This is a genomic window from Mesorhizobium sp. P160219 (genome assembly GCF_057786095.1).
Window position 1 is genome coordinate 63,379 of record NZ_JBYNWG010000001.1, and the last position, 22,414, is coordinate 85,792.

Below are 22,414 nucleotides of genomic sequence, written 5' to 3' on the forward strand. Positions count from 1 at the left end.
CAGACCGAAAGTTCCGTGCTACCTCAGGACGCCGCTGCAAGCGGCGGCTCTGCTTGGCCTCTTGACCCGGTATCGTCAGGCGCCACGGAAACACAGCCGCGGCCGGCGGCCTTGGCCGCATAGCAGGCAGCATCGGCCCGGGCGATGATCTCGTCGACTTCACCGCTGTTGCTGTGGATTGGCGCCAGCCCGATGCTGGCATCGATCGCATGCGGCCGGCCGTCCCAGCTGAACTGCAGGCCGCGGATGGCGTCGATGACAGAGCGTGCGGCAATCCTGGCGCCGGCGCTCGGCCCGGCTTTCAGGATGACCGCGAATTCGTCGCCGCCGAGGCGGGCCACGATATCCTCCGGCCCAAGCGCACCGCGAATGGCCTCGGCAACCCGCTTCAGCAAGGCGTCGCCGGCGGCGTGCCCGCCAGTGTCGTTGACCAGCTTGAAATGGTCCAGATCGATGAACATGAAATGATGTTCGCCCGCCGACCTGGCTGTGCCGGCCTTGCGGCTCCGGTCGACCAGTTCCTCCATGGTGCGGATAAAGCTCGAACGGTTGGCAAGGCCGGTCAGCGCATCATGCGCGGCGGCATAGGCGAGCTGGCGCTGCAAGGCGCGCGCATCGGTGAAGTCCTGGAAGACGATGACAAGACCGCAGAACTCCTGGCGGTCGTTCATGATCGGCGACACCACCTGGCGGATGCTGCAGCGTGTGTCGTCGCGACGGATGAGGACGGCGCGACTGTTCTGGTCGGCAGGGCTGGCGCTGCCGAGCGCCGGCCGCGTCATGCCGATCCTTTGCCCGGTTTCTTCGTCCACCGCCCAGTAGACATGGCCAAGCGTCTTGCCGAGCGCCTCCGCGCCAACAACGCCGGTGAGCTTTTCGGCGACCGGGTTCATGAAGGTGATGCGGTTGGCGGCATCGGTGCAGATGACGGCGTCGCCGATCGACTGCAGCGTCACCCTCAGCCGCTCCTTCTCGTCGGCCAGCATTGCCGCCGATACGATGAGGCTTTCCTCGGTTTGCTTGCGCTGGGTGATATCGGTCAGGCTGCCGATGGCCCTGACCAGCCGTCCGTCCTTGTCGCGTTCGAGCGTCTTGCCGCGGTCGAGGATCCAGACCCAGTGGCCATCCTTGTGGCGCATCCGGAACTCGGCTTCGAAGAACGGTGTCCTGCCCTCCAAATGGGCACGATCGGCTTCGGCGACGTTTTCGCGATCGTCGGGGTGGATCATCGCCAGCCAGCGGTCGGGGTCGCCGTCCAGTTCGCCATCGGCATAGCCCAGCATCTTCACCCAGGTGGCGGAGTAGGTGGTGCCGCCCTTCCGCATATCAAGATCCCAGACGCCTTGTCCGGCGCTGGCCAGGGCAAAATTCCAGCGCGTTTCGGCTTCGGCTATGCGCGCCTCGGATTGCTTGCGCGCATCGATATCCTCGATCTGGGAGACCAGGTAGAGCGGGCTCCCGCTCTTCTCGTCGCGAATGACGGAACCGGCAAGATGGGCCCATACCGGCGTGCCGTCCTTCCTGAGGTAGCGCTTTTCGAAGTGGAAGGCGTTGACGGTGCCCGCCCGCATGCCGTCCATCGTCTCACGGCCGATCTGCACATCGTCGGGATGGGTGATCTGAAAGAAGGTCAGCGCCTCGATCTCCTGCTTGCTATAGCCGAGCATGGCGGCGAAGGCCGGGTTGGTTTCATGGATGCGGCCGTCGAGGCCGACAATGGCGATGCCGATCGCCGAATCCTCCATGGCGCGGCGGAAACGCTGCTCGCTTTCGGCGATCTGCCGGCGGTCGTCCAGTATCCGGTAAATGAACAGGGCGGCGAGAATCAGCGCAACGGCGGCGACCGGCACCGATATCTGCAGGCAGAGTTTCAGCACTTCGGCGCTGACATCGAGCCGCGACAGCAGGAGCGCGACCACGGCAGCGCAAAGCCCTCCGGCCGCAAGCACCAAAGCCACGTGACTGTCAGCCCGCAGGCTTTTTCGCTCTCGTCGCATCACTGTGCATGCCACCCCATGCGCAACACATTTCTGCAAAAAACACTGGATGATCGATTTTAAGGAAAGGTTGCGCCGGAGCCACCGGCAACACGGTGAACCCGCAAACAATTGCCGGCATGATTAAGGATCGGTGATTATTGGGCGATCTTGAACCGCCCGGTCACCAGCGCACGAAGAACCGTCCCCCGAGCGCGCCCAGACCGGCGAGGACGGCGATGGCGAGCGTGTACCAGGTGGCGACGAAAAGCGGCGAATCGTCGAAGCAGTGCGCGGCGTAGAAGGTTGCCGCCAGGCCGCCGGCGAGCAGTCCCGCGACCGCCCCGGCCAACACCGGCCGCGTCGGCGCGCCATAGCGCAGCATCCACAGGAAGACGGCAAGCGGGCCGATTCCGATCAGCGGGATGAAGCCCATGCAGATCATCATGTTGGAGCCGACCATGCGCGTGCTCCACATCGGCTCCGGCACCATGAACAGTTCGAGAGCCACCGCCACGGCCACCAGCAGCGGCGCCGCCAGCATCCAGGCCGCGGCTCTTGCCGTCGAAGCGCCCGGCGTCGACAACGCCCGGACCAGGCCAAAGGCGGTGACGGCTAGCACGATGGTGAACACGAACTTCGCCAGGAACCGCATCGTGTGCATGGCGGTCATGATGTCGGGACGCGGGCCGATGGTGAGAAAGAAGACCAGAGCCGCGATCACCGCCGCGGCTGCCGCCGCCATCAACCAGGCCGAGCGCAGCGGCATCGCCTTGCTGCTTGTGTCGGCGTCGAGTGCCTTGATGAGATCCTCCGTCCTCATGTCACTGCCGCCCGAAGCGCCCCTGCCCAAATCGCTTGGCGATCGCGGCAAGCCCGCGATGCAGCGACACCCGCACCGCCGTCTCGCTGACGCCGAGCCTGGCCGCCGTCTCGCCGATGGAGCGGCCGTCGACCGAGATCGAAGAAACGACGGAGCGCTGCGCAGCCGGCAGTCCGTCCAGCGCCCGGTTGATGTCGCGTTCGCTGACGGTCTCGGTTTCCGGCTCGGCAAAGGTCTCGGCGATCTCGTCGATCTCGATTTCGATGCGCCGTCCGCGCCGCCGGAAAGCATCGATCAGCTTGAAGCGGGCTATCGCATAGATCCATGGCAACACCGGCGCGTCCTGGCGCCAGGTATGCCGTTTCACATGAATGGCCAGCAAGGTTTCCTGCACGACATCCTCGGGATCGACCCCGCCCTGTACGATCTTGCGCCTCGCAAAGCCGCGAACCAGCGCGGCGATCCGGTGCAAAAAGTCGGCGTAGGCCCTTTCATCTCCCGCGATCGCGGCCCGCATCAGCCGGGAAAGCTCGGCCTCATCCTTGCCGCTCACAAGAGTTCACTCCCCGATCTTCGCGCCTCGGCACCGATTTGTTACGTGTCCGGCGAAATAATGTCCAAGCCAAAGTGCCGCAAAATCACGAAAGTTTGCGGGAGCGGCGACCGATTGAAGCAGCCGAGCAATGTTGACTACTGCTGTCAGGTATCGATAGGTGCAGCCTGCGAAACCAGAACCACCGAGATTGAGGATGACGCCATGAGATACACGCTCTCCACCCTAGCGGGGGCCACAGCGCTGGCCGTGAGCATGATCGCCGGGCCGGCGATGGCCGCGGATGCAGGCATCATCGTCTACAACGCCCAGCATGAGAGCCTGGCCAAGGAATGGGTCGAAGGTTTCACCAAGGAAACCGGCATCAAGGTCACGCTGCGCAATGGCGGCGACAGCGATTTCTCCAACCAGATCGTCGCCGAGGGCGCTTCTTCGCCGGCCGACGTGTTCCTGACCGAAAACTCGCCGGCGATGACCCTGGTCGAAGCGGCGGGCCTTTTCGCGCCGGTCGACGCCGACACGCTGGCGCAAGTCCCGGCCGAATTCCAGCCGAGCAGCGGCAAATGGGTGGGTGTCGCGGCGCGCAGCACCGTCTTTGCCTACAACAAGACCAAGCTCACGGCCGAAAAGCTGCCCAAATCGATGCTCGATCTCGCCGATCCCGCCTGGAAAGGCCGCTGGGCAGCCTCGCCTTCCGGCGCCGATTTTCAGGCCATCGTCAGCGCGCTGCTCGAGCTCAAGGGCGAAGCCGCAACCGCCGACTGGCTGAAGGCCATGAAGGAGAATTTCACCGCCTACAAGGGCAACGGCACGGTGATGAAGGCGGTCAATGCCGGCGAGATCGAAGGCGGAATCATCTACCACTATTACTATTTCGGCGATCAGGCAAAGACCGGCGAAAACAGCAAGAACGTCGAACTGCATTATTTCAAGAACCAGGATCCCGGCGCTTTCGTCTCGATCTCCGGCGGCGGCGTGCTCGCCTCGAGCAAACACCCGAAGGAAGCCCAGGCGTTCCTCAAATGGGTGACCGGGAAAGGCGGCCAGGACGTGCTGAAGACCGGCACGTCCTTCGAATACGCTATCGGCAAGGACGCGCAGTCCAATCCCAAGCTGGTGCCGCTGGCCGACCTGCAGGCGCCGAAGGTCGATCCGGCGACACTGAACTCCCAAAAGGTGACGGACCTGATGACGGCAGCCGGCTTGCTTTAGGCTGGGTTCGTCCTAAAAGGGCAACGATTGCGCTCCTGCCGGACTTTCCGCAGGAGCGCTCTGTTTTCGAGATGGCATTGTCCATGACAACACATTGCGTTTCCGGCCGCGCCTGCGGCGCCCCCGCCCCGGCGGCAGTGGCGCGGTCGAGCTGATGCAAACTGCGGTCGATCTCGCACGTTCAGGCCAGACAGTCGGGCGGTCCCGCCGGAAGCCCATGTCCTGGATCGCGCTTGCCGCCATAATTGTCTCGCTGCTGTCGCTGCTGCCGCTGGCGTTCATCATCTGGATCGGTGTGCAGATCGGCTGGGACACTGCTTCGGCCCTGGTCTTCCGGCCGCGCGTCGGCGAACTTCTGGTCAACACCGTGCTTCTGGTGGCGCTCACCGTGCCGATCGCCACCGTGCTGTCGGTGACGCTGGCATGGCTGACCGAGCGCAGCGACCTGCCCGGCGCCCGCCTGTGGGCTTGGCTGTCGGTGGCGCCGCTCGCCATCCCCGCCTTCGTGCATTCCTACGCCTGGATCACCATGGTGCCGACCTTGCACGGCCTGTGGGCCGGCGTGCTGGTCTCGGTTCTCGCCTATTTCCCGTTCCTCTATCTGCCGCTGGCGGCGGCTCTGCGCCGGCTCGATCCTGCTTTGGAGGACGCAGCCGCAGCACTCGGCCTTGGACCATGGCGGGTGTTTTGGCGTGTCGTGCTGCCACAGCTGAGACTGGCCATTTGCGGCGGCGCGCTGCTGGTCGGCCTGCATCTGCTGGCCGAATACGGCCTCTACGTCTTCATCCGCTTCGACACTTTCACCACGGCGATCGTCGACCAGTTCCAGTCGACCTTCAACGGTCCCGCCGCCAACATGCTAGCCGGCGTCCTGGTGACTTGCTGCTTCGTGCTGCTCGCGCTGGAGGTGCTGGTGCGCGGCGAGGAACGCTATGCCCGCGTAGGCTCGGGTGCCGCGCGCCGCCAGCAGCGCACCAGGCTCGGGCGCGCCACGCTGCCTTGCCTGGCTCTGCCTGCCATCACCACGCTGCTCGCCATCGGCGTGCCCTTCGTCACCATCGGCCGCTGGCTGGTCGCTGGCGGCGCCGATGTCTGGCGTTTCGACGAGATCGGCCTGGCGCTTGGCCAGACGCTCTTCCTGGCGCTCGCCGGCGCCTTGCTTGCGACAATCGCCGCCATGCCGATGGCCTGGATCTCGATCCGCGCGCCCGGGCCGCTGCAGCGGCTGCTCGAGGGCTGCAACTACATCGTCGGTTCGCTGCCCGGCGTCGTCATCGCGTTGGCGCTGGTCACCATCACCGTGCGCATCGCCATGCCGCTCTACCAGACGCTGTTCACAATCCTGGTCGCCTATGCGCTGATGTTCCTGCCGCGCGCCTTGATCAGCCTCAGAGCCTCGATCGCACAGGCGCCGGTCGAGCTCGAACGCGCCGCCGCCAGCCTTGGCCGGCCGCCGCTGAAGGCGCTTTGGTCGACAACGATTCGCCTGTCGGCGCCGGGGGCTGCGGCCGGCATGGCGCTGGTCGCGCTCGGCATCATGAACGAGCTGACCGCCACCCAGATGCTGGCGCCCAACGGCACGCGCACGCTGGCCATGGCGTTCTGGTCCTATAGCGGCGAGATCGACTATGCCTCCGCCGCCCCTTACGCCTTCATCATGGTGGCGATGTCGCTGCCGCTGACCTGGCTGCTCTATGTCCAGTCGAAACGGATGGCCGGGCGATGAGCTTTCTCGAAATCAGTGGCCTCACCAAGCACTACGGCCCGGTCGCAGCCCTTGCCGGCATCGAGCTCAGCGCCGCAAGCGGCAGTCGCACCGCGATCGTCGGCCCGTCCGGCTGCGGCAAGACGACGTTGCTGCGGCTGATCGCCGGCTTCGAGGCGCCCGACCAGGGCCGCGTCGTGCTCGACGGCGAGGTGCTGGCCAATGGCGGCCATGCGGTGCCGGCGCACCGCCGCGGCATCGGCCTGGTGGCGCAGGACGGCGCCCTGTTCCCGCATCTCAGCATCGGCGACAATATCGGCTTTGGCATGGCCCGCGGCGAGGACCAGCGCGCCGAGCGCATCGCCGAGCTCGCCTATACCGTCGGGCTGGACAAGGCGATCCTCAAGCGCCGCCCGCACCAGCTCTCCGGCGGCCAGCAGCAGCGCGTGGCGCTGGCCCGCGCCATGGCGATGAAGCCCAGGCTGATGCTTCTCGACGAACCGTTCTCGGCGCTCGACACCGGTCTGCGCGCCTCGATGCGCAAGGCGGTCGCCGAACTACTCGAAGCCGCCGGCATCACCACCATCCTGGTCACCCACGACCAGGCCGAGGCGCTGTCCTTCGCCAGCCAGGTGGCGGTCATGCGCGACGGAAAGTTCTCTCAGATCGGCACACCGCGAGAACTCTATCTGCAGCCGAAAGACCGCATGGTTGCCGAGTTTCTTGGCGACGCCATCATCTTGCCGGCAAAGATTTCAGGCGGCTTCGCCACCTCCTCGCTTGGTCGCATAGCCGTCGACTCGAAGGAGCGGCGCGACATCGCCCGCATCATGCTGCGACCGGAGCAGGTGCAGGTAAAGCGCACGTCGCGCGAAGGCATGTCGGGTCCTGCGGGCACGATATTCGCCGAGGTGACGGACTCGGAATTCGCAGGCTCGATGTGCACCATTGCCGTGCGGCTGTTGAACAACCCCGATCCGCCGGACGCCGCGGCGATCGGCAGCACACCGCTGACCTTACGCAAGCCGGGAATCGACGCACCTGCCGTCGGCGAGATCGTGCGTCTGACAGTTTCCGGCAAGGCGCATGTCTTCGCCTGAACTGCCGATGCGTCGGTTTGGCGCGAGCGGCTGCGTCAATCGACTCGTTTCCCAGCATTGTCGAACCAATGCAGCTTCTCGGCCCTCGCCACGACGCGCAGTTGATCGCCGGGTTTGGCCGTGGCGCGGCCGGCCACACGCACGACGATGCGGTTGCCGCCGGCGGCACAGTGAAGAAAGCTTTCGGCTCCCACAGGTTCGACCGCCTCGACCGCCGCAGGCAGAATAAGCGCGCCGGATGATGCCTCGGCACTGAAGGTGACGTCGGCATCCTCAGGGCGGAAGCCAAGCGTGGCGGCGTTCGTAGGCGCGAAGTCAACCGTCTTGCCGTCGGTCAGCGCCGGACCAGCCGGTCCTTGCGAAAGAGGCAGAAGGTTCATCGGCGGCGCTCCGATGAAGGAGGCGACGAAGGTCGATGCCGGCTTCTCGTAGATGTCGAGCGGCGCGCCCGTCTGCTCGACCAACCCGCCATTCATGACGACGAGAATATCGGCCAGCGTCATCGCCTCAAGCTGGTCGTGGGTGACGTAGACCGAGGTGACACCGAGCGAGCGCTGCAAATTCTTGATTTCGACCCGCATCTGGCCGCGCAGTTTGGCGTCGAGGTTGGAAAGCGGTTCGTCGAACAGGAAGACTTTTGGATTGCGCACGATTGCGCGACCCATGGCCACGCGCTGGCGCTGGCCGCCGGAAAGCTCGCGCGGGCGCCGGTCGAGCAGCGCCGTGAGCTCCAGCACCTTGGCGGTCGAGCGAACCCTGCTGTCGATCTCGTCCTTGGGAGTACCCCGGTTGCGCAACCCGTAGGCCATGTTGTCGTAGACCTTCATATGTGGATAGAGCGCATAGTTCTGGAACACCATGGCGATGTCGCGCTCGGTCGGACCGATCGTGTTGACGATCTTGCCGTCGATGGCGACGATGCCGGAAGAAATGGTCTCAAGCCCGGCGATCATCCGCAGCAGCGTGGACTTGCCGCAGCCGGACGGCCCAACCAGAACGCAAAGCTCCTTGTCGGGAATGGCGATCGAGACACCCCTCACCGCCTCGACGCCGCCGGGATAGACTTTCTTCACATCCTTCAGATCGACGGTCGCCATCAGCTTCTCACTTTTCGGTATCGACCAGTCCGCGCACGAACCAGCGTTGCATCAGCACCACGATCAGGATCGGCGGCAGGATGGCCAGCATCGCGGTGACCATGACCAGATGCCATTGGGTATCGGCATCGGCGAAGGAGACCATCTTTCTAAGTGCGATGACGATGGTGTTCATGTCATTGCTGTTGGTGACGAGCAGCGGCCACAGGTACTGCGTCCAGCCATAAATGAAGAGGATGACGAACAGCGCCGCGATGTTGGTGCGCGACAGCGGCAGCAGGATGTCGAAAAAGAAGCGCCATGGTCCGGCGCCGTCGACACGCGCCGCTTCCACCAACTCACCTGGGATGGTCATGAAGAACTGGCGAAACAGAAGCGTGGCGGTGGCCGAGGCGATCAGCGGAATGATCAGGCCGGCATAGGTGTCGATCATGCCGAGATCGACCATCACCTTGTAGGTCGGCAGGATGCGCACCTCGACGGGAAGCATCAGCGTGATGAAGATCAGCCAGAAGAAGACCATCCGAAGCGGAAAACGGAAGAACACGATCGCATAGGCCGAAAGGATCGAGATGAAAATCTTCCCCACCGCGATGCCGAGCGCCATGATCGTGGTGTTGAGCAGCAATCGGCCGACACTGACGCCGCCGATGCGGCCGACACCGCCGAACAGCGCCTCGCTGTAATTGTTCCAGACCTGGTCGCCGGGCAAAAGAGGCAATGGCGGCTTGAGGATGGTCTGCAGCGTCTGCGTGGAGGCAACGAAGGTGTAGTAGATCGGGAAAGCGACGATCAGGATGCCCAGGATGAGCACGGCGTGGGCGATGAGGGCGCGAAGCGGGGACTGACCAATCATCGCTCGCGCTCAACCGTAGTGGACTTTGCGTTCCACATAGCGGAACTGGATGGCCGTGAGTGAGATGACGATGACCATCAGGATGACCGACTGCGCGGCCGAATCGCCGAGGATCAAATTGACGAAACCGTCATTGTAGACCTTGTAGACCAGCGTCTCGGTGGCCTTGCCTGGCCCGCCGCCGGTGACGGCATGAACGATACCGAAAGTGTCGAACAGCGCATAGACAGTGTTGACGACCAGCAGGAAGAAGGTCGTCGGTGCGAGCAGCGGGAAGACGATGGTCCAGAAGCGCTTCGTCTCCCCGGCGCCGTCCATGGCCGCCGCCTCTATCAACGTCTTCGGCACCGCCTGCAGCCCGGCGACGAAGAACAGGAAATTGTAGCTGATCTGCTTCCAGGCAGCCGCAGACACCAGCAGGATCATGGCTTGGTTTCCGTTAAGCAAGGGATCCCAGGCGATGCCGAGACCTCTCAAGGCGTAGGCCAGCGAACCGATCGAGGGGTTGAACAGAAACAGCCACAACATGCCGGCAATCGCCGGCGCCACCGCATACGGCCAGATCAGCAGCGTGCGATAAAGGCCTTTGCCGCGCACCACCCTCTCGGCCATGACGGCAAGCAACAGGGCCACACCCATGGCGACCATCGCGGTCGCCAGAGAGAACACCAGCGTAACTTTGATCGAGTTGAGGTAGGCCGGGTCGGCCAGCACCTTGCGAAAATTGGCGAGCCCGACGAACTTGCTCTTCAGCCCGAACGGGTCTTCCCTAAGCATCGACTGGTAGAGCGCCTGCCCCGTCGGCCAGTAGAAAAAGATCAGCGTAATGGCGAGTTGCGGCGCCACCAGCAGGTAAGGCAGGGTCTTGTTGGGAAAGACGACGCGTGGAGACAGTGTGGTTCCCTCGCTGTTCAGGAAGTCGTCCACGCGGGTCCGCGTGGACGAGGTTCAACTGACAAATCGCTTCAATTTCCGATCGCTTCCTGAATCGCCTTGTTGCCGCGTGCGACCGCGTTGTCGAGCGCCTGCTGCGCAGTCTGCTGGCCGGCCAGCATCTTCTCGAACTCCTCGTTCTCGATGTCGCGCACCTGCGGCAGGTTGACGAGGCGCACGCCCTTCGAGTTCTCGGTCGGCGCCTTGCCCAGCATCTGCAGGATCGGCGTCTCACGGCCCGGATTCTTGTCATAGAAGCCGGACTTCTTGGTCGCCTCATAGGCAGCGAGCGTCACCGGCAGATAACCCGACTTCTGGTGCAGATACTCCTGCACTTCGGTCTTGGACAGGTAGGAGAAGAACGCCGCGACGCCCTTGTATTCCTCGTCCGATTTGTTGCCGAACACCCACAGGCTGGCGCCGCCCGGCGTGGTGTTCTGGGGCGCGCCCTTGGCGTCACTATCATAGGGAAGCTGGCCGATGCCGTAGTTCATGCCCGACTTGACGATGTCACCGAGACCCCCCGACGATTCGGTGAAGATGCCGCATTCTCCGGCAAGGAAGATCTGCTTGGCTTCGGATGTACGGCCGCCATATTTGAAGGTGCCGTCCTTGGCCAGGTCGGCGAGGGCCTGGAAATGATTGACGAAGATCGGCGCATTGATCTTGAGCTCGACGTCGGTTCCGGCAAGTCCGTTCTGGTTGGTGCCATAGGAAACGTCGTTCCAGGCAGCGAAGGCCTCAAGGTGGATCCAGGTCAACCAGGTCGAGGTATAGCCGCAGGAAGCGGCGCCGCTCGCCTTGATCTTCTTGGCGGCTTCCCACACCTCGTTCCAGGTCTTTGGCGGATTGTTCACATCAAGCCCGGCCTTCTGGAAGATATCCTTGTTGTAGTAGAGGATGGGCGACGAGGAATTATAGGGGAAGGACAGCATGGTCCCGTCCGGCTTCGAATAGTAGCCGACGATGCCGGGCAAATACTGGCTCTTGTCGAAGGTCACGCCGGCGCTGGTCAGCACATCGGCCACCGGCTTGATCGCACCTTCGGCGGCCATCATGACGCCGGTACCCACGTCGAACACCTGGATGATATCGGGCGCTTGCCCCGCACGAAAGGCAGCGATGCCGGCATTCAGCGTTTCGGGATAGGTGCCCTTGAAAACAGGGAGAATTTCATAGTCGCTCTGGCTGGCATTGAAATCGTTGGCGATCTTGTCGACCACCTCGGCATTGGCGCCGGTCATTGCATGCCACCAACTGATCTGGGTGGCGGCGAAGGCGGAGGTGGTGGAAAGCAGGGTCAAGGTGGCGGCAACACCGGCCGCAAAGCCGAACAACTTCATGTTTCATCTCCCGTTTGTCATTGGCGAAAGGGGCACTCCCGCAAAGGCAATATGTGTCGCTGATGACAATCGGACAACGGATTTGTTGCTGTTTCGTGAATTTCATACCCGGCTAACTTCGCGCCCCCTCGCTCTGCAACGAGGACAGAGAGAAATGCCAAGCCGGCTCAGCGATACATGGGCGCGGTGGGCCTGCGACGATCGCCGACCGCCGGCGATGCATGAAGGGCCCCCGTGACAGCGCCACGCACCTGTACCATGCGGCCGCCATACCGGCGCTCGGCCAGATCGAGATCGGTAGAGCGGCATCGCGCCAAGCGCTGCTGTGACCCTGTCTGGAATGAGACAGGATCGCCGCAAGGTACAACCCGAAAAACCCGCTGTAGTTGTAGTTCGCATAACCGATTCTTCGTCAAGCGCGACATACTAATCAAGTGGACGGCTTGATTGCTGTGGGAGAGCAGGTGGGGCGAGATGCTGACGGTCTATAATTGTATCGTGCATGAGCACGATCTGAGACTGGTCGCACTGGCAGCGCTCATTTGCGGTATTTCTTCCTTCTCGGCGGTCAACCTGCTTCGCCATGTCGACCGCTCGAGCGAGCGCAACCGCTATACCTGGCTGATGATAGCAGCCACTTCCACCGGCTTCGGTATCTGGGCGACGCATTTCATCGCAATGCTTGCCTTTTCTCCCGGAATCCCCAACGCCTACAATGCGGAAATGTCGGCGCTTTCGCTCGCCGGTTCCGTCGCCCTGACCGCCGCGGGCATGTGGATCGCCACCTTGCGCCGGGGCATCGACTACCCTCTGGTCGGCGGCGCCGTCCTCGGCGCCGGTATCGCCGCCATGCACTATATCGGCATGGCCGCCTTCGAGGTCGAAGGGCGCATCGTCTGGAACCCGCTGCTGGTCGGCGTCTCGGTGCTGACAGGCGTCACCCTCGCCGCGCTGGCGCTGCTGGTCGTGTTGCGACGGCCGTCCATGCAGGCCACAATCGCCGCCGCCATCCTGTTGACGCTGGCGATCTGCAGCCTGCACTTCATCGCGATGGGCGCGGTGTCGATCTTCCCGGACTCCTCCATCGAGATATCGCAGTTCACGGTCGAACCGATGTCGCAGGCCTTCGCCGCCGCTGCTGTCAGCCTGGCTATCCTGGTGCTTTCAGCCGCAGCATTGTGGATCGACCTGCGCTTCCGTCGTCACAAGATCGAGGCCGAGCGCATGCACGGCCTCGCCAACGCCGCCGTCGAGGGCCTGATCGTATGCGACGGCGCCCGCATCGTCAGCGCCAATGACAGCATCGCCGCGCTAACCGGCATTGCGCCGGAAGTGCTGAACGCGATGCTGCTTGGCGACCTCTTCGGCGAACGCACCGCGGCCGGCATGTCCGACTGCAGCGGACAGGCACAGGAAGCGGAGCTCAGAGCCCATGACGGCGCCACCATCCCCGTCGAACTTATCGCCAGGAGCATCGACTATTGCGGCAAGCGGCACAGCGTGGTCGCCGTGCGCGACATCCGCGAACGCAGGAAGGCCGAGCAGGAGATACTGCGCCTCGCCCATTTCGACCCGCTGACCGGGCTCCCCAACCGCCGCAGTTTCTCCGGCCGGCTCGAGGCCGAAATTGCCGCAATGGACCGCGGCGGCAAGGGCGGGCATCTTGCGCTGCTGCTGCTCGACCTCGACCGCTTCAAGGAAGTGAACGACCTGTTCGGGCATGGCGCCGGCGATGCCATGCTGCAGAAGGTGGCGCTATGCGCCTCCGCCGTGCTCCGCCACGGACAGATGCTGGCGCGTCTCGGCGGCGACGAGTTCGCCATCATCGCTCCAAACCTTCCCGATCCGCAGGCGGCCGGCCGCATCGCCGAGGCGGTGCTGGCGGCCATGCGCGAGGAAAACCGGCTGTCGGTCGGTGGCGGGCTGGTGTCGGCCAGCATCGGCATTGCACTTTATCCGCTCGACGCCGATGAGCCGACACTCCTGGTCAGCCACGCCGACACCGCGCTCTACCGCGCCAAGGCCGAGGGCAAGGACACTTACCGTTACTTCGAGGCCTCGATGGGCGCCGAGGCGCGAGACCGGCGCGTGATGGAGCACGAACTGCGCCAGGCCATGGCGCGCGATGAGTTTCGCCTCGTCTACCAGCCACAAAAGGAGATCAGCAGCGGGCGGATGGTTGGGTTCGAAGCGCTGATCCGCTGGCGCCATCCGCAGCGCGGCGACGTGTCGCCGGCGACCTTCATCCCGGTGGCCGAAGACAGCGGCGTCATCATCCAGATCGGCGAATGGGTGCTGGCGACGGCCTGCGCCGAGGCAGCGCGCTGGAAGAACCCTCTCACCGTCGCGGTCAATGTCTCGGCGGTGCAGCTCCACAATCCGAATTTCAGCCGCAAGGTGCATGAAGTCCTGCTCGGCTCCGGCCTGACGCCCGGCAGGCTCGAACTCGAGATCACCGAAACGGCGCTGGTCAAGGACATGCCGCGCGCGCTGGCGACCTTGCGCCAGGTGAAGGCGCTTGGCGTGCGTGTGGCGATGGACGATTTCGGCACCGGCTACTCCTCGCTGTCCAATCTCCGCGCCTTCCCCTTCGACAAGATCAAGATCGACGGCTCATTCATCAAATCAGTCGACAGCAACGGCCAGGTGGCAGCCATCGTGCGCGCCGTTCTGGGGCTTGGCCGCGGTCTCGGCCTGCCGGTTCTGGCCGAGGGCGTCGAGACGCTGGGCGAGCTGAAATTCCTCGACGCCGAGGCCTGCGAGATCGGCCAGGGCTACTATCTAGGCCGGCCGAGCCCGATCGAGGCGTTCAGCGAACTGACCGGCGTCGCGGCGCCGGTGGCACAAGAGGACGCCAGCGTCAAACAACGCGGCGGCAGCATCTTGATGCTGCCGCCGGCGGCGGCCCTGCGCTCAGCCTAGAGCAATTTCAGGAAAAGTGTGAAACGGTTTTCCGTCCGAAATTGCGTCGAAACAAAAAAGTTAGCGCGGGTAGCCGTTTCGACGAAACGGTGAACCGCTCTAAGGGGCGAGTGCGGCCTCGACCAGGCGCTTGGCATCCGGTCCCGACCATTCTGCCGGTCCGTTCATATGCGCGATCAGGCAGCCTTCGCCGTCGATCAGCATGGTGACGGGGAGGCCTAGCGCCAAGCCACGCGTCTTGACGTCGTTGAACAGCGCCAGCGTCGAATCGCGGTAGTACCCGAGCGACCCGATGCCGATATCGGCGAGGAACTTCTTCGGCTTCACATCGTCGCCGGCATCGACATTGACCGCGACCACTTCGAAGGCATCGCTGCCCTTTTCCTTCTGCAAGGCGTCGAGAGCCGGCATTTCGGCGCGGCAGGGCGCGCACCACGTCGCCCACAAATTGAGCAGCACGGTCTTGCCGGCATGATCGGCGATCGTCATCGGCTTGCCGTCGGGACCGTTGAAGGCGAGACTTTTCAGCGATTGCGGCGGATCGGCGGGCAGCAATGCCGCCACCTGGCCGGTGGCCGCGGCGGCAACCTTTTTGGCGCGGTCGCTCTTGGCGGCGCAGGCGACGTCGTCCTTGCTGTTGCCCGCGCCGGCCGCAGGTGCGCTGCCGGTGGCTGCGTTGTTGCCAGACCCGCTCTCGCTGACATATACCGCGACCACGCCGGCCAGCACGCCCGCCAGCAAAGCGGCGAGGATCAGGCGCGGGGCCGGGAAGTATCTGCTACCGTCTGCCATTTTCTAAGACTGCTCCGGAGCACGGGTTATAGCGATGAGCGACAAGAAGGCCAGCAACCAGATGTGGGGCGGACGTTTTGCCTCGGGTCCGGCCGCGATCATGGAAGCGATCAACGCGTCGATTTCGTTCGACCGCAAACTCTATGCGCAAGACATAAGAGGTTCGATCGCCCACAGCGAGATGCTGGCTGAAACGGGCATTATTTCGGCGGCCGATCAAGAAAAGATCGCTCACGGGCTGAACACGATCCTGAAAGAGATCGAGGCCGGCACATTCGAGTTCTCGACCCGGCTGGAAGACATCCACATGAATATCGAGGCCCGCCTTGCCGATCTGGTCGGCCCGGCCGCCGGCCGCCTGCACACCGCCCGCTCGCGCAACGACCAGGTGGCGGTGGATCTCCGGCTCTGGGTCAAGGACGAGTGCTTTCGCGTCGCCGAGGCGCTGAAGGGGCTGATCTCAGCCTTGCTCGACCGCGCCGAGGAGCATGCGGCGACCGTGATGCCCGGCTTCACCCACATGCAGGCGGCGCAGCCGGTGACCTTCGGCCATCATTGCATGGCCTATGTCGAGATGTTTTCGCGCGACCTGTCGCGCGTCCGCGACGCCATCGAGCGGATGGATGAAAGCCCGCTCGGCGCGGCAGCGCTTGCCGGCACCAGTTTTCCGATCGATCGCCACAAGACCGCGAAGGCGCTCGGCTTCCGCGAGCCGATGCGCAATTCCCTGGACAGCGTCTCCGACCGCGATTTCGCGCTGGAGTTTTTGAGCCTGGCGGCGATCTCCGCCACGCATCTGTCGCGGCTCGCCGAAGAAATCATCATCTGGTCGACGCCGCAATTCGGCTTCGTCAGGCTGTCGGACAGTTTCTCCACCGGCTCCTCGATCATGCCGCAGAAGAAGAACCCGGACGCCGCCGAACTGGTGCGCGGCAAGACCGGCCGCGTCACCGGCCATCTGGTCGGCCTTTTGACGGTGATGAAGGGCATGCCGCTGACCTACGGCAAGGACATGCAGGAAGACAAGGAATCGGTCTTCGACGCCGCCGAGACGCTCGATCTGATGCTGGCGGCGATGACCGGCATGGTGCGCGACATGACGGTCAATGCCGCCGCCATGAAAAAGGCCGCCGGCTCGGGCCACGCGACCGCGACCGACCTCGCCGACTGGCTGGTGCGCACGCTGGGCCTGCCCTTCCGTGAGGCACACCATGTCACCGGTCGCGCGGTGGCGGTGGCCGAAGAGAAGAAGGCGAGCCTTGAAAAGCTGTCGCTGGAAGATCTGCAGTCGATCAACCCCGGCATCACGGCAGACATCTTCTCGGTTCTGGCGGTGCAGAATTCGGTGAAGAGCCGCACCAGTTTCGGCGGCACGGCGCCGTCGGAGGTCAGGAAGCAGATCCGCAGCTGGAAAAAGCGCATCGCCAAGGCATGATGCCGGGGTGCAATGCGCCTAAAACTCGGTTAAAAGCGCAGCACATAAAGTTTCGGACGGATGGATCGATGACCGCAAGCAGGATTTTGGTGACGCTGACGCTGCTGACGGCGATGGCTGCCGTGACCGCTTGCGGCCGTAAGGCCGGTCTCGACACGCCCTATGAAGCGGCCGTCCAGGCCCGCAAGGACGCCGAGCGCGCCAAACAGCCGGTGCCGCCGGAGCCGGAAAAACCGGTCGTGGACAAGAAGTTCATCCTGGACCCGCTGATCTAGAGCCGATGAGACCGGCTTGGTCTTTCTGGCCAGGTCTCGTGCTAACCAGGTCTCGTGCTCCAACTTCCGGAAACACTCTCGTGAACCATTTCGACTACCGCGACGGCGTGCTCCATGCCGAGGACGTGGCGATACCAGACATCGCCGCAAGCGTCGGCACGCCGTTCTATTGTTATTCGACGGCAACCTTGACGAGGCACTACCGGGTGTTCGCCGGGGCTTTTGCCGGTCTCGACACGCTGGTCTGTTACGCCTTGAAGGCGAATTCCAACCAGGCGGTGCTGCGGACGCTGGCAAAGCTCGGCGCCGGCGCCGATACCGTCTCGGAAGGCGAAATGCGCCGCGCGCTCGCCGCCGGAATCCCGGCCAGCAAGATCGTATTCTCGGGCGTCGGCAAGACCGCGCGCGAAATGGATTTTGCGCTCGAGGCCGGCATTCTCTGCTTCAATGTCGAATCCGAGCCGGAGCTGGAGTTGCTGTCGGCCCGCGCCACCGCGCTCGGCAAGGTGGCGCCGGTCTCGCTGCGCATCAACCCGGATGTCGACGCCAGGACGCACAGGAAGATCTCCACCGGCAAGGCCGAGAACAAGTTCGGCATTCCATGGCAACGGGCGCGCCAGGTCTATGCCCGCGCGGCCGGGCTGCCGGGCACCAAGCCCATCGGCATCGATACCCATATCGGCAGCCAGATCACCGAGTTGCAGCCCTTTGACGATGCTTTCGCGCTTCTGGCGGAACTGGTCGGCGCGCTGCGCGCCGATGGCCACGCCGTCGAGCATGTCGATCTCGGCGGCGGCCTCGGCATCCCCTACCGCACCGACAACAGCCCGCCGCCTCTGCCCGATGCCTATGCCGATATCGTCAGGAAGCATCTGACAAAGCTTGGGGTGAAGGTGATGTTCGAGCCGGGCAGGCTGATCGTCGGCAATGCCGGCATCCTGGTCTCGGAAGTGATATTCGTGAAGGAAGGCGACGCCAAGAACTTCCTCGTCGTCGATGCCGCCATGAATGATCTGATCCGGCCGACGCTCTACGATGCCTTCCACGACATCAAGCCGGTGGTGCAGCCGCCGGCCGATACGCCGCGCATGGCGGTCGATGTCGTCGGCCCGGTCTGCGAGACAGGCGACTATCTCGGCCTCGACCGTGACCTGCCCCGGCTCAAGTCTGGCGACCTAATTGCCGTCACCACCGCCGGCGCCTATGGCGCGGTGCAATCCGGCACCTACAACACCCGCCTACTTGTGCCTGAGGTTCTGGTCGACGGCGACCGTTTCCACGTCGTGCGCCGGCGCCAGACCTATGACGAGCTGATCGGCCTGGATTCGGTGCCCGACTGGCTGAAATAGAAGCCGCAGCGCCGGCTGCGCTACAGCCGGTTCTGGATGAGCATCCTTGTGTCGGCGATCCTGTCCTCGTCGCGGCGGTAGAACGTCCATTGCTTGATGCGCTTGGGGCGCAGCAGGCCGGCCTGGGTAAGCACGCGCATATGTTCGGAGAGCGTCGCCTGCGTAATGCCGAGCTTCTCCGCGATCAGCAGCGCGCAAACGCCGTCCTCGACCAGATCGCCGTCTGCCTGGGCCGGGAAATGCGCCTGCGGATCCTTCAGCCAGTCGAGGATCTGCAGCCTGCGTTCGTTGGCGATCGCCTTGAAGACATCAACCTCTTGCATTTAGCCATTTTGCCAAGTTACTAATTGCTGTCAATCCCAAGGAGATGGTCATGACGAACGGCAACACCGTCACGCGCGAACGCATTGCCGCGATGGAACCGCGCATCCGCCGCTATATCAGGCACACGCCGGTGCTGCGCGTCGACATGGCCGATTTCGACCGGCCGCCGCTGGCGGTCGACCTCAAGCTCGAATGCCTGCAGCATTCCGGTTCGTTCAAAGCGCGCGGCGCCTTCACCAATCTGCTCGAACGGCCGGTGCCTGCGGCCGGCGTGGTTGCGGCTTCGGGCGGCAATCATGGCGCCGCGGTCGCCTATGCCGCCATGCGGCTTGGCCACAAGGCGACGATCTTCGTTCCCGAAGTCAGCCCGGCGGCCAAGCTGCAGCGCATCCGCGGCTACGGCGCCGAACTGATCGTCGGCGGCGCCCGCTATGCCGAGGCGCTGGCCGCCAGCGAGGCTTTTGCCGAAAAGACCGGCGCGCTGCAGATCCATGCCTTCAACCAGGAGGAAACATTGGTCGGCCAAGGCACGCTCGGCCTCGAAATCGAAAACGATCTGCCCGACATCGACACGCTGCTGGTCGCTGTCGGCGGCGGCGGCCTGATCGGCGGCATCGCCGCCTGGTTTGCCGGCCGCATCAGGATCATCGCCATCGAGCCCGAAGGCGCGCCGACGCTGCATCGCGCCTTCGAAGCCGGCCACCCCGTCGATGCGCCGGCCGAAGGCGTCGCCGCCGATTCGCTGGCGCCCAAACGCGTCGGCGAGATGATGTTCCCGATCGCCGAGGCCTTCGTCGAACGCTCCATCCTGGTCACCGACGACGCCATCATCGCCGCGCAAAAGGCGCTGTGGGAGCGGGTGCGGATCATCGCCGAGCCGGGCGGCGCAGCGGCCTTCGCAGCGCTGCTGTCCGGCCGCTACACGCCGGCGCCGGGCGAGCGGATCGCCGTCCTTGTCTGCGGCTCGAATACCGATCCGGCGAAATTCTAAACCTTGCTTCGACTGAAGTGCAGACGCAAACCCGCCAAAGCTTTTCAAGTTTTCCGGAACCGCCTCGCCTTTGCCGTGTTTGCTGGTAAACTTCTGCTTGTTGAGTCCGGGCTATCCTGCCCGGGCAGGAAGGGCCGATGACGGAACGCCCCATTTCCAGTGGCGATCGCAGCCTGGCCGGGCGGCTTGCCCTGAGCCGGCTGGCGACACGGATCTCGATCACGGTCGAGCGCGGCTGGCCGCTGCTTCTGCCGCTGCTCATCGTCGCCAGCCTGTTTCTCAGCCTCTCCTGGCTCGGCCTTTTCCCCCGGCTGCCTGACATTGCGCGCATTATCCTGGTCACGGCGTTCGGTATTTCCACGCTGGCGGCGCTCTATCCGCTGCGTTTCTTCAAGCTTCCATCCGCCGCTGAAATCGACCGCCGTATCGAGGCCGCCAACCAGTTGCAGCACAGCCCGGTGCTGGTGCAGACCGACCGTCCCAGCGGCAAGGAAAGCATCTTTTCCCAGGCGTTGTGGCGCGAGCACCAAAAGCGCATGGCCGACAAGCTCGGCAGCCTTGGCGCCGACCTGCCGCGTACCCGCGTGCCGGAGCGCGATCCGTGGGCATTGCGTGCCGTGGCGGCGCTGCTGTTGGTCACCGCTTTTGCCTTCTCCTTCGGACCGTCCGGCGGCAGGCTGTCCGATGGTTTCAGTGCCCATGCGGCGCGCGACATCGTACCGCCGCGCGTCGATGCCTGGGTGACCCCGCCGGCCTATACCGGCAAGCCGCCCATCTTCTTGACCGCGCCAGTCATCGATGGCAACGCCAAGCAGGCGGTTGCCACCTTCACCGTGCCGCAAGGCAGCGACGTCTCGCTGCGCGTGACCGGCGGCTCCGGCGAGGAAACGCTAAGCTTTGCCGACAAGGGCGGCAATGCTCGCGCCATCGACCCGTCGGGACCACAGGTGGCGGCCGTCAAGGCAGCGGCGGTCAACCCCGCGACCCCCAAGCTGCGCCAGTTCACCGGCAAGCTGACCGCCGACGGCACGCTGACGCTGAAGTCGGGCGAAGCCGATCTCGGTCGCTGGGCCTTCGCGGTGATCCCCGACAAGCCGCCGACGATCCGCTTCGTCGGCGAGCCCAAGCGCGCCGTCAACGGCGCCTTCGAGCTCAACTACCAGATCGACGACGACTATGGCGCGGCCACCGCCAAGGCGGTTTTCGCGCTGGCCGATCCGGCGGCGCCCGATGCGCATCCGCTCTACGGCCCGCCTGACCTGCCGCTGGCGCTGCCGCGCCGCGGCGGCAAGGCGAACGCCGCCAAGACCACCAAGGACCTCACCGAGCACGTCTGGGCCGGCGCCAGCATCAAGCTGTCGCTTGTCGCCACCGACGATGCCGGACACACCGCGACCAGCGAAACCAAGACTATTGTGATGCCGGAGCGGCCCTTCGCCAACCCGCTGGCGCGGGCCGTGGTCGAGCAGCGCCGCCTACTGGCGCTCGACGCCAATGCCAAGCCGCGCGTGCTCGACCTGATGGACGTCATCACGCTGCGGCCCGAGGACACGTTCGACAACATGTCGCATTACCTCGCCATCATGAGCGCCCGCAGCCGGCTGAAGATGTCGGACAGCGACGATCAGTTGCGCAACGAGGTTGCCTATCTCTGGGAAATCGCGCTCGGCATCGAGGAAGGCAATCTCTCGTCCGCCGAAAAGCGGCTCCGCCAAGCCCAGCAGGCGCTGCAGGACGCCATCAAGCGCGGCGCCAGCGACGAAGAGATCGAAAAGGCGATGAAGGAACTGCGCGAGGCGATGAACGAATTCCTGCAGGAATTCGCCGAGCGCGCCAAGCAGAACCCGAACGCGCCGCAGATGCAACAGAATGGTCGCGAGCTGCGTCAGAGTGATATCGACCGCATGATGGACCAGATCGAGAACCTGGCGAAGTCGGGCGACCGCGACAAGGCGCAGGAGCTGCTGTCGCAGCTGGAAAACATGATGAACAACCTGCAGGCCGGCCGTCAGCAGCAGGGCGGCGAGCAGGACAGCGAGATGCGCCAGCAGATGGACAAGCTGGGCGAGATCATGCGCCGCCAGCAGGAGATGATGAACGACACCTACCGCATGGACCAGATGCAGCGCGGAGATAATCAGCAGCCCGGCGAAGGCAATGGCGACGACCCGGACCAGCCGGGCGTCGGCAAGGATCGCGATCCTCTCGCCCGGCCGAAGTCGATGACACCGCAGGAATTCGCCGATGCGATGAAGCAGCTGCAGGAAGGCCAGGGCCAGTTGCAGAGCGAACTCGACAAGCTGAAGAAGGGCCTGGAAGGCATGGGCATGCAACCCAATGAGGGGTTTGGCGACGCTGGCAAATCCATGGGCAATGCCGAAAAGTCGCTTGGCGAAGGCGAAGGCGACCAGGCAGTCGGCCACCAGGGTCGCGCGCTGGAAGCGCTGCGCAAGGGCGCCAAGGAGATGATGAAGCAGCTGCAGGCGATGCAGGGCGACCAGGGCGGCAGCCAGGAAGGCGGCCGCCAACAGGACGCCGGCCGCGATCCGCTGGGCCGACCACGCGCCAGCCGCGGACCCGATTTCGGCGATTCGGTGAAGGTGCCCGACGAGATCGACGTGCAGCGCGCCCGCCAGATTCTCGAGGCGATTCGCAAGCGGCTCGGCAACGCGCTCAGCCCCGACATCGAGCGCAGCTACCTCGAGCGGCTGCTGGAGCTGAAGTAGCC

General features: G+C 64.3%; 18 protein-coding genes. 9 read left to right on the forward strand and 9 right to left on the reverse strand.

Annotated features, from left to right (window positions below; translation table 11 throughout):
- Positions 1-23: 23 nt before the first annotated feature.
- From AC3EMP_RS00320 to AC3EMP_RS00330, 3 genes are all read right to left on the reverse strand, one after another.
- Entirely contained in the window at positions 24-1,958 is a 1,935-nt protein-coding gene (locus AC3EMP_RS00320) for a PAS domain S-box protein (protein ID WP_050587141.1), read from the reverse strand.
- Between the two features lie 202 nt (positions 1,959-2,160).
- Complete coding sequence (locus AC3EMP_RS00325; RefSeq protein WP_023671666.1) at positions 2,161-2,799, reverse strand: NrsF family protein; 639 nt, start codon at positions 2,797-2,799, stop codon at positions 2,161-2,163.
- Between the two features lies 1 nt (position 2,800).
- Positions 2,801-3,352: a sigma-70 family RNA polymerase sigma factor gene (locus AC3EMP_RS00330; protein WP_023671665.1), complete on the reverse strand. Its 552-nt coding sequence runs from the start codon at positions 3,350-3,352 to the stop codon at positions 2,801-2,803.
- 204 nt (positions 3,353-3,556) lie between these two features.
- Between AC3EMP_RS00330 and AC3EMP_RS00335 the strand changes: the two genes are divergently transcribed.
- From AC3EMP_RS00335 to AC3EMP_RS00345, 3 genes are all read left to right on the forward strand, one after another.
- On the forward strand, positions 3,557-4,564 hold the full coding sequence (locus AC3EMP_RS00335) for an iron ABC transporter substrate-binding protein (protein WP_352713333.1): 1,008 nt from the start codon (positions 3,557-3,559) through the stop codon (positions 4,562-4,564).
- Positions 4,565-4,718: 154 nt separating this feature from the next.
- On the forward strand, positions 4,719-6,290 hold the full coding sequence (locus AC3EMP_RS00340; RefSeq protein ID WP_023694015.1) for an ABC transporter permease: 1,572 nt from the start codon (positions 4,719-4,721) through the stop codon (positions 6,288-6,290).
- Positions 6,287-7,369, forward strand: a complete 1,083-nt coding sequence (locus tag AC3EMP_RS00345) for an ABC transporter ATP-binding protein (protein ID WP_023686694.1) — start codon at positions 6,287-6,289, stop codon at positions 7,367-7,369. Before AC3EMP_RS00340 ends, AC3EMP_RS00345 begins: the two co-directional genes overlap by 4 nt.
- Before the next feature lie 35 nt (positions 7,370-7,404).
- On the opposite strand, the gene AC3EMP_RS00350 is transcribed toward AC3EMP_RS00345, so the two are convergent.
- The 4 genes from AC3EMP_RS00350 to ugpB form a co-directional block, all read right to left on the reverse strand.
- The gene (locus tag AC3EMP_RS00350) at positions 7,405-8,466 is read right to left on the reverse strand and encodes a sn-glycerol-3-phosphate import ATP-binding protein UgpC (RefSeq protein ID WP_023744000.1); all 1,062 of its coding nucleotides are present in this window, start codon (positions 8,464-8,466) and stop codon (positions 7,405-7,407) included.
- 7 nt (positions 8,467-8,473) lie between these two features.
- Positions 8,474-9,322, reverse strand: coding sequence for a sn-glycerol-3-phosphate ABC transporter permease UgpE (gene ugpE, locus AC3EMP_RS00355; protein WP_023694018.1), 849 nt, complete (start codon positions 9,320-9,322; stop codon positions 8,474-8,476).
- A 9-nt stretch (positions 9,323-9,331) separates the two neighbouring features.
- Entirely contained in the window at positions 9,332-10,216 is an 885-nt protein-coding gene (gene ugpA, locus AC3EMP_RS00360; protein WP_023694019.1) for a sn-glycerol-3-phosphate ABC transporter permease UgpA, read from the reverse strand.
- A gap of 71 nt (positions 10,217-10,287) precedes the next feature.
- Positions 10,288-11,598 (reverse strand): sn-glycerol-3-phosphate ABC transporter substrate-binding protein UgpB, encoded by a 1,311-nt coding sequence (ugpB, locus tag AC3EMP_RS00365; protein WP_023711727.1) that lies wholly within the window; start codon positions 11,596-11,598, stop codon positions 10,288-10,290.
- 474 nt (positions 11,599-12,072) lie between these two features.
- On the opposite strand from ugpB, the gene AC3EMP_RS00370 reads away from it, so the two are divergent.
- Entirely contained in the window at positions 12,073-14,520 is a 2,448-nt protein-coding gene (locus AC3EMP_RS00370; RefSeq protein ID WP_352713338.1) for a bifunctional diguanylate cyclase/phosphodiesterase, read from the forward strand.
- A 99-nt stretch (positions 14,521-14,619) separates the two neighbouring features.
- Here the strand turns inward: AC3EMP_RS00370 and tlpA are convergent, their stop codons facing one another.
- Entirely contained in the window at positions 14,620-15,312 is a 693-nt protein-coding gene (tlpA, locus tag AC3EMP_RS00375) for a thiol:disulfide interchange protein TlpA (RefSeq protein WP_023804537.1), read from the reverse strand.
- A 34-nt stretch (positions 15,313-15,346) separates the two neighbouring features.
- Between tlpA and argH the strand changes: the two genes are divergently transcribed.
- The 3 genes from argH to lysA all read left to right on the forward strand — a co-directional run bounded on the left by argH (position 15,347) and on the right by lysA (position 18,371).
- Positions 15,347-16,747: an argininosuccinate lyase gene (gene argH / locus AC3EMP_RS00380; RefSeq protein ID WP_352713340.1), complete on the forward strand. Its 1,401-nt coding sequence runs from the start codon at positions 15,347-15,349 to the stop codon at positions 16,745-16,747.
- Positions 16,748-16,815: 68 nt separating this feature from the next.
- On the forward strand, positions 16,816-17,022 hold the full coding sequence (locus tag AC3EMP_RS00385) for a hypothetical protein (RefSeq protein ID WP_023673325.1): 207 nt from the start codon (positions 16,816-16,818) through the stop codon (positions 17,020-17,022).
- 80 nt (positions 17,023-17,102) lie between these two features.
- Positions 17,103-18,371, forward strand: a complete 1,269-nt coding sequence (lysA, locus tag AC3EMP_RS00390) for a diaminopimelate decarboxylase (RefSeq protein WP_023750542.1) — start codon at positions 17,103-17,105, stop codon at positions 18,369-18,371.
- A 20-nt stretch (positions 18,372-18,391) separates the two neighbouring features.
- Here the strand turns inward: lysA and AC3EMP_RS00395 are convergent, their stop codons facing one another.
- Positions 18,392-18,694 (reverse strand): ArsR/SmtB family transcription factor, encoded by a 303-nt coding sequence (locus AC3EMP_RS00395; protein WP_023694025.1) that lies wholly within the window; start codon positions 18,692-18,694, stop codon positions 18,392-18,394.
- Between the two features lie 50 nt (positions 18,695-18,744).
- Here AC3EMP_RS00395 and AC3EMP_RS00400 point away from each other — a divergent pair, with 50 nt between their 5' ends.
- Together AC3EMP_RS00400 and AC3EMP_RS00405 are read left to right on the forward strand one after the other, a co-directional pair.
- Positions 18,745-19,686, forward strand: a complete 942-nt coding sequence (locus AC3EMP_RS00400; protein WP_352713342.1) for a threonine/serine dehydratase — start codon at positions 18,745-18,747, stop codon at positions 19,684-19,686.
- 137 nt (positions 19,687-19,823) lie between these two features.
- Positions 19,824-22,412 (forward strand): TIGR02302 family protein, encoded by a 2,589-nt coding sequence (locus AC3EMP_RS00405; RefSeq protein WP_352713344.1) that lies wholly within the window; start codon positions 19,824-19,826, stop codon positions 22,410-22,412.
- The last annotated feature ends 2 nt before the right edge of the window (positions 22,413-22,414 follow it).

What these genes read in the sequence shown, in the direction of transcription:
- AC3EMP_RS00405 (WP_352713344.1), top strand. Translation starts at nt 19,824, where the DNA reads ATGACGGAACGCCCCATTTCCAGTGGCGATCGCAGCCTGGCCGGGCGG.
- AC3EMP_RS00400 (WP_352713342.1), top strand. Translation starts at nt 18,745, where the DNA reads ATGACGAACGGCAACACCGTCACGCGCGAACGCATTGCCGCGATGGAA.
- AC3EMP_RS00395 (WP_023694025.1), bottom strand. Translation starts at nt 18,694, where the DNA reads ATGCAAGAGGTTGATGTCTTCAAGGCGATCGCCAACGAACGCAGGCTG.
- tlpA (WP_023804537.1), bottom strand. Translation starts at nt 15,312, where the DNA reads ATGGCAGACGGTAGCAGATACTTCCCGGCCCCGCGCCTGATCCTCGCC.
- ugpE (WP_023694018.1), bottom strand. Translation starts at nt 9,322, where the DNA reads ATGATTGGTCAGTCCCCGCTTCGCGCCCTCATCGCCCACGCCGTGCTC.
- AC3EMP_RS00345 (WP_023686694.1), top strand. Translation starts at nt 6,287, where the DNA reads ATGAGCTTTCTCGAAATCAGTGGCCTCACCAAGCACTACGGCCCGGTC.
- AC3EMP_RS00350 (WP_023744000.1), bottom strand. Translation starts at nt 8,466, where the DNA reads ATGGCGACCGTCGATCTGAAGGATGTGAAGAAAGTCTATCCCGGCGGC.
- AC3EMP_RS00335 (WP_352713333.1), top strand. Translation starts at nt 3,557, where the DNA reads ATGAGATACACGCTCTCCACCCTAGCGGGGGCCACAGCGCTGGCCGTG.
- AC3EMP_RS00385 (WP_023673325.1), top strand. Translation starts at nt 16,816, where the DNA reads ATGACCGCAAGCAGGATTTTGGTGACGCTGACGCTGCTGACGGCGATG.
- AC3EMP_RS00325 (WP_023671666.1), bottom strand. Translation starts at nt 2,799, where the DNA reads ATGAGGACGGAGGATCTCATCAAGGCACTCGACGCCGACACAAGCAGC.
- ugpB (WP_023711727.1), bottom strand. Translation starts at nt 11,598, where the DNA reads ATGAAGTTGTTCGGCTTTGCGGCCGGTGTTGCCGCCACCTTGACCCTG.
- AC3EMP_RS00370 (WP_352713338.1), top strand. Translation starts at nt 12,073, where the DNA reads ATGCTGACGGTCTATAATTGTATCGTGCATGAGCACGATCTGAGACTG.
- AC3EMP_RS00340 (WP_023694015.1), top strand. Translation starts at nt 4,719, where the DNA reads ATGCAAACTGCGGTCGATCTCGCACGTTCAGGCCAGACAGTCGGGCGG.
- argH (WP_352713340.1), top strand. Translation starts at nt 15,347, where the DNA reads ATGAGCGACAAGAAGGCCAGCAACCAGATGTGGGGCGGACGTTTTGCC.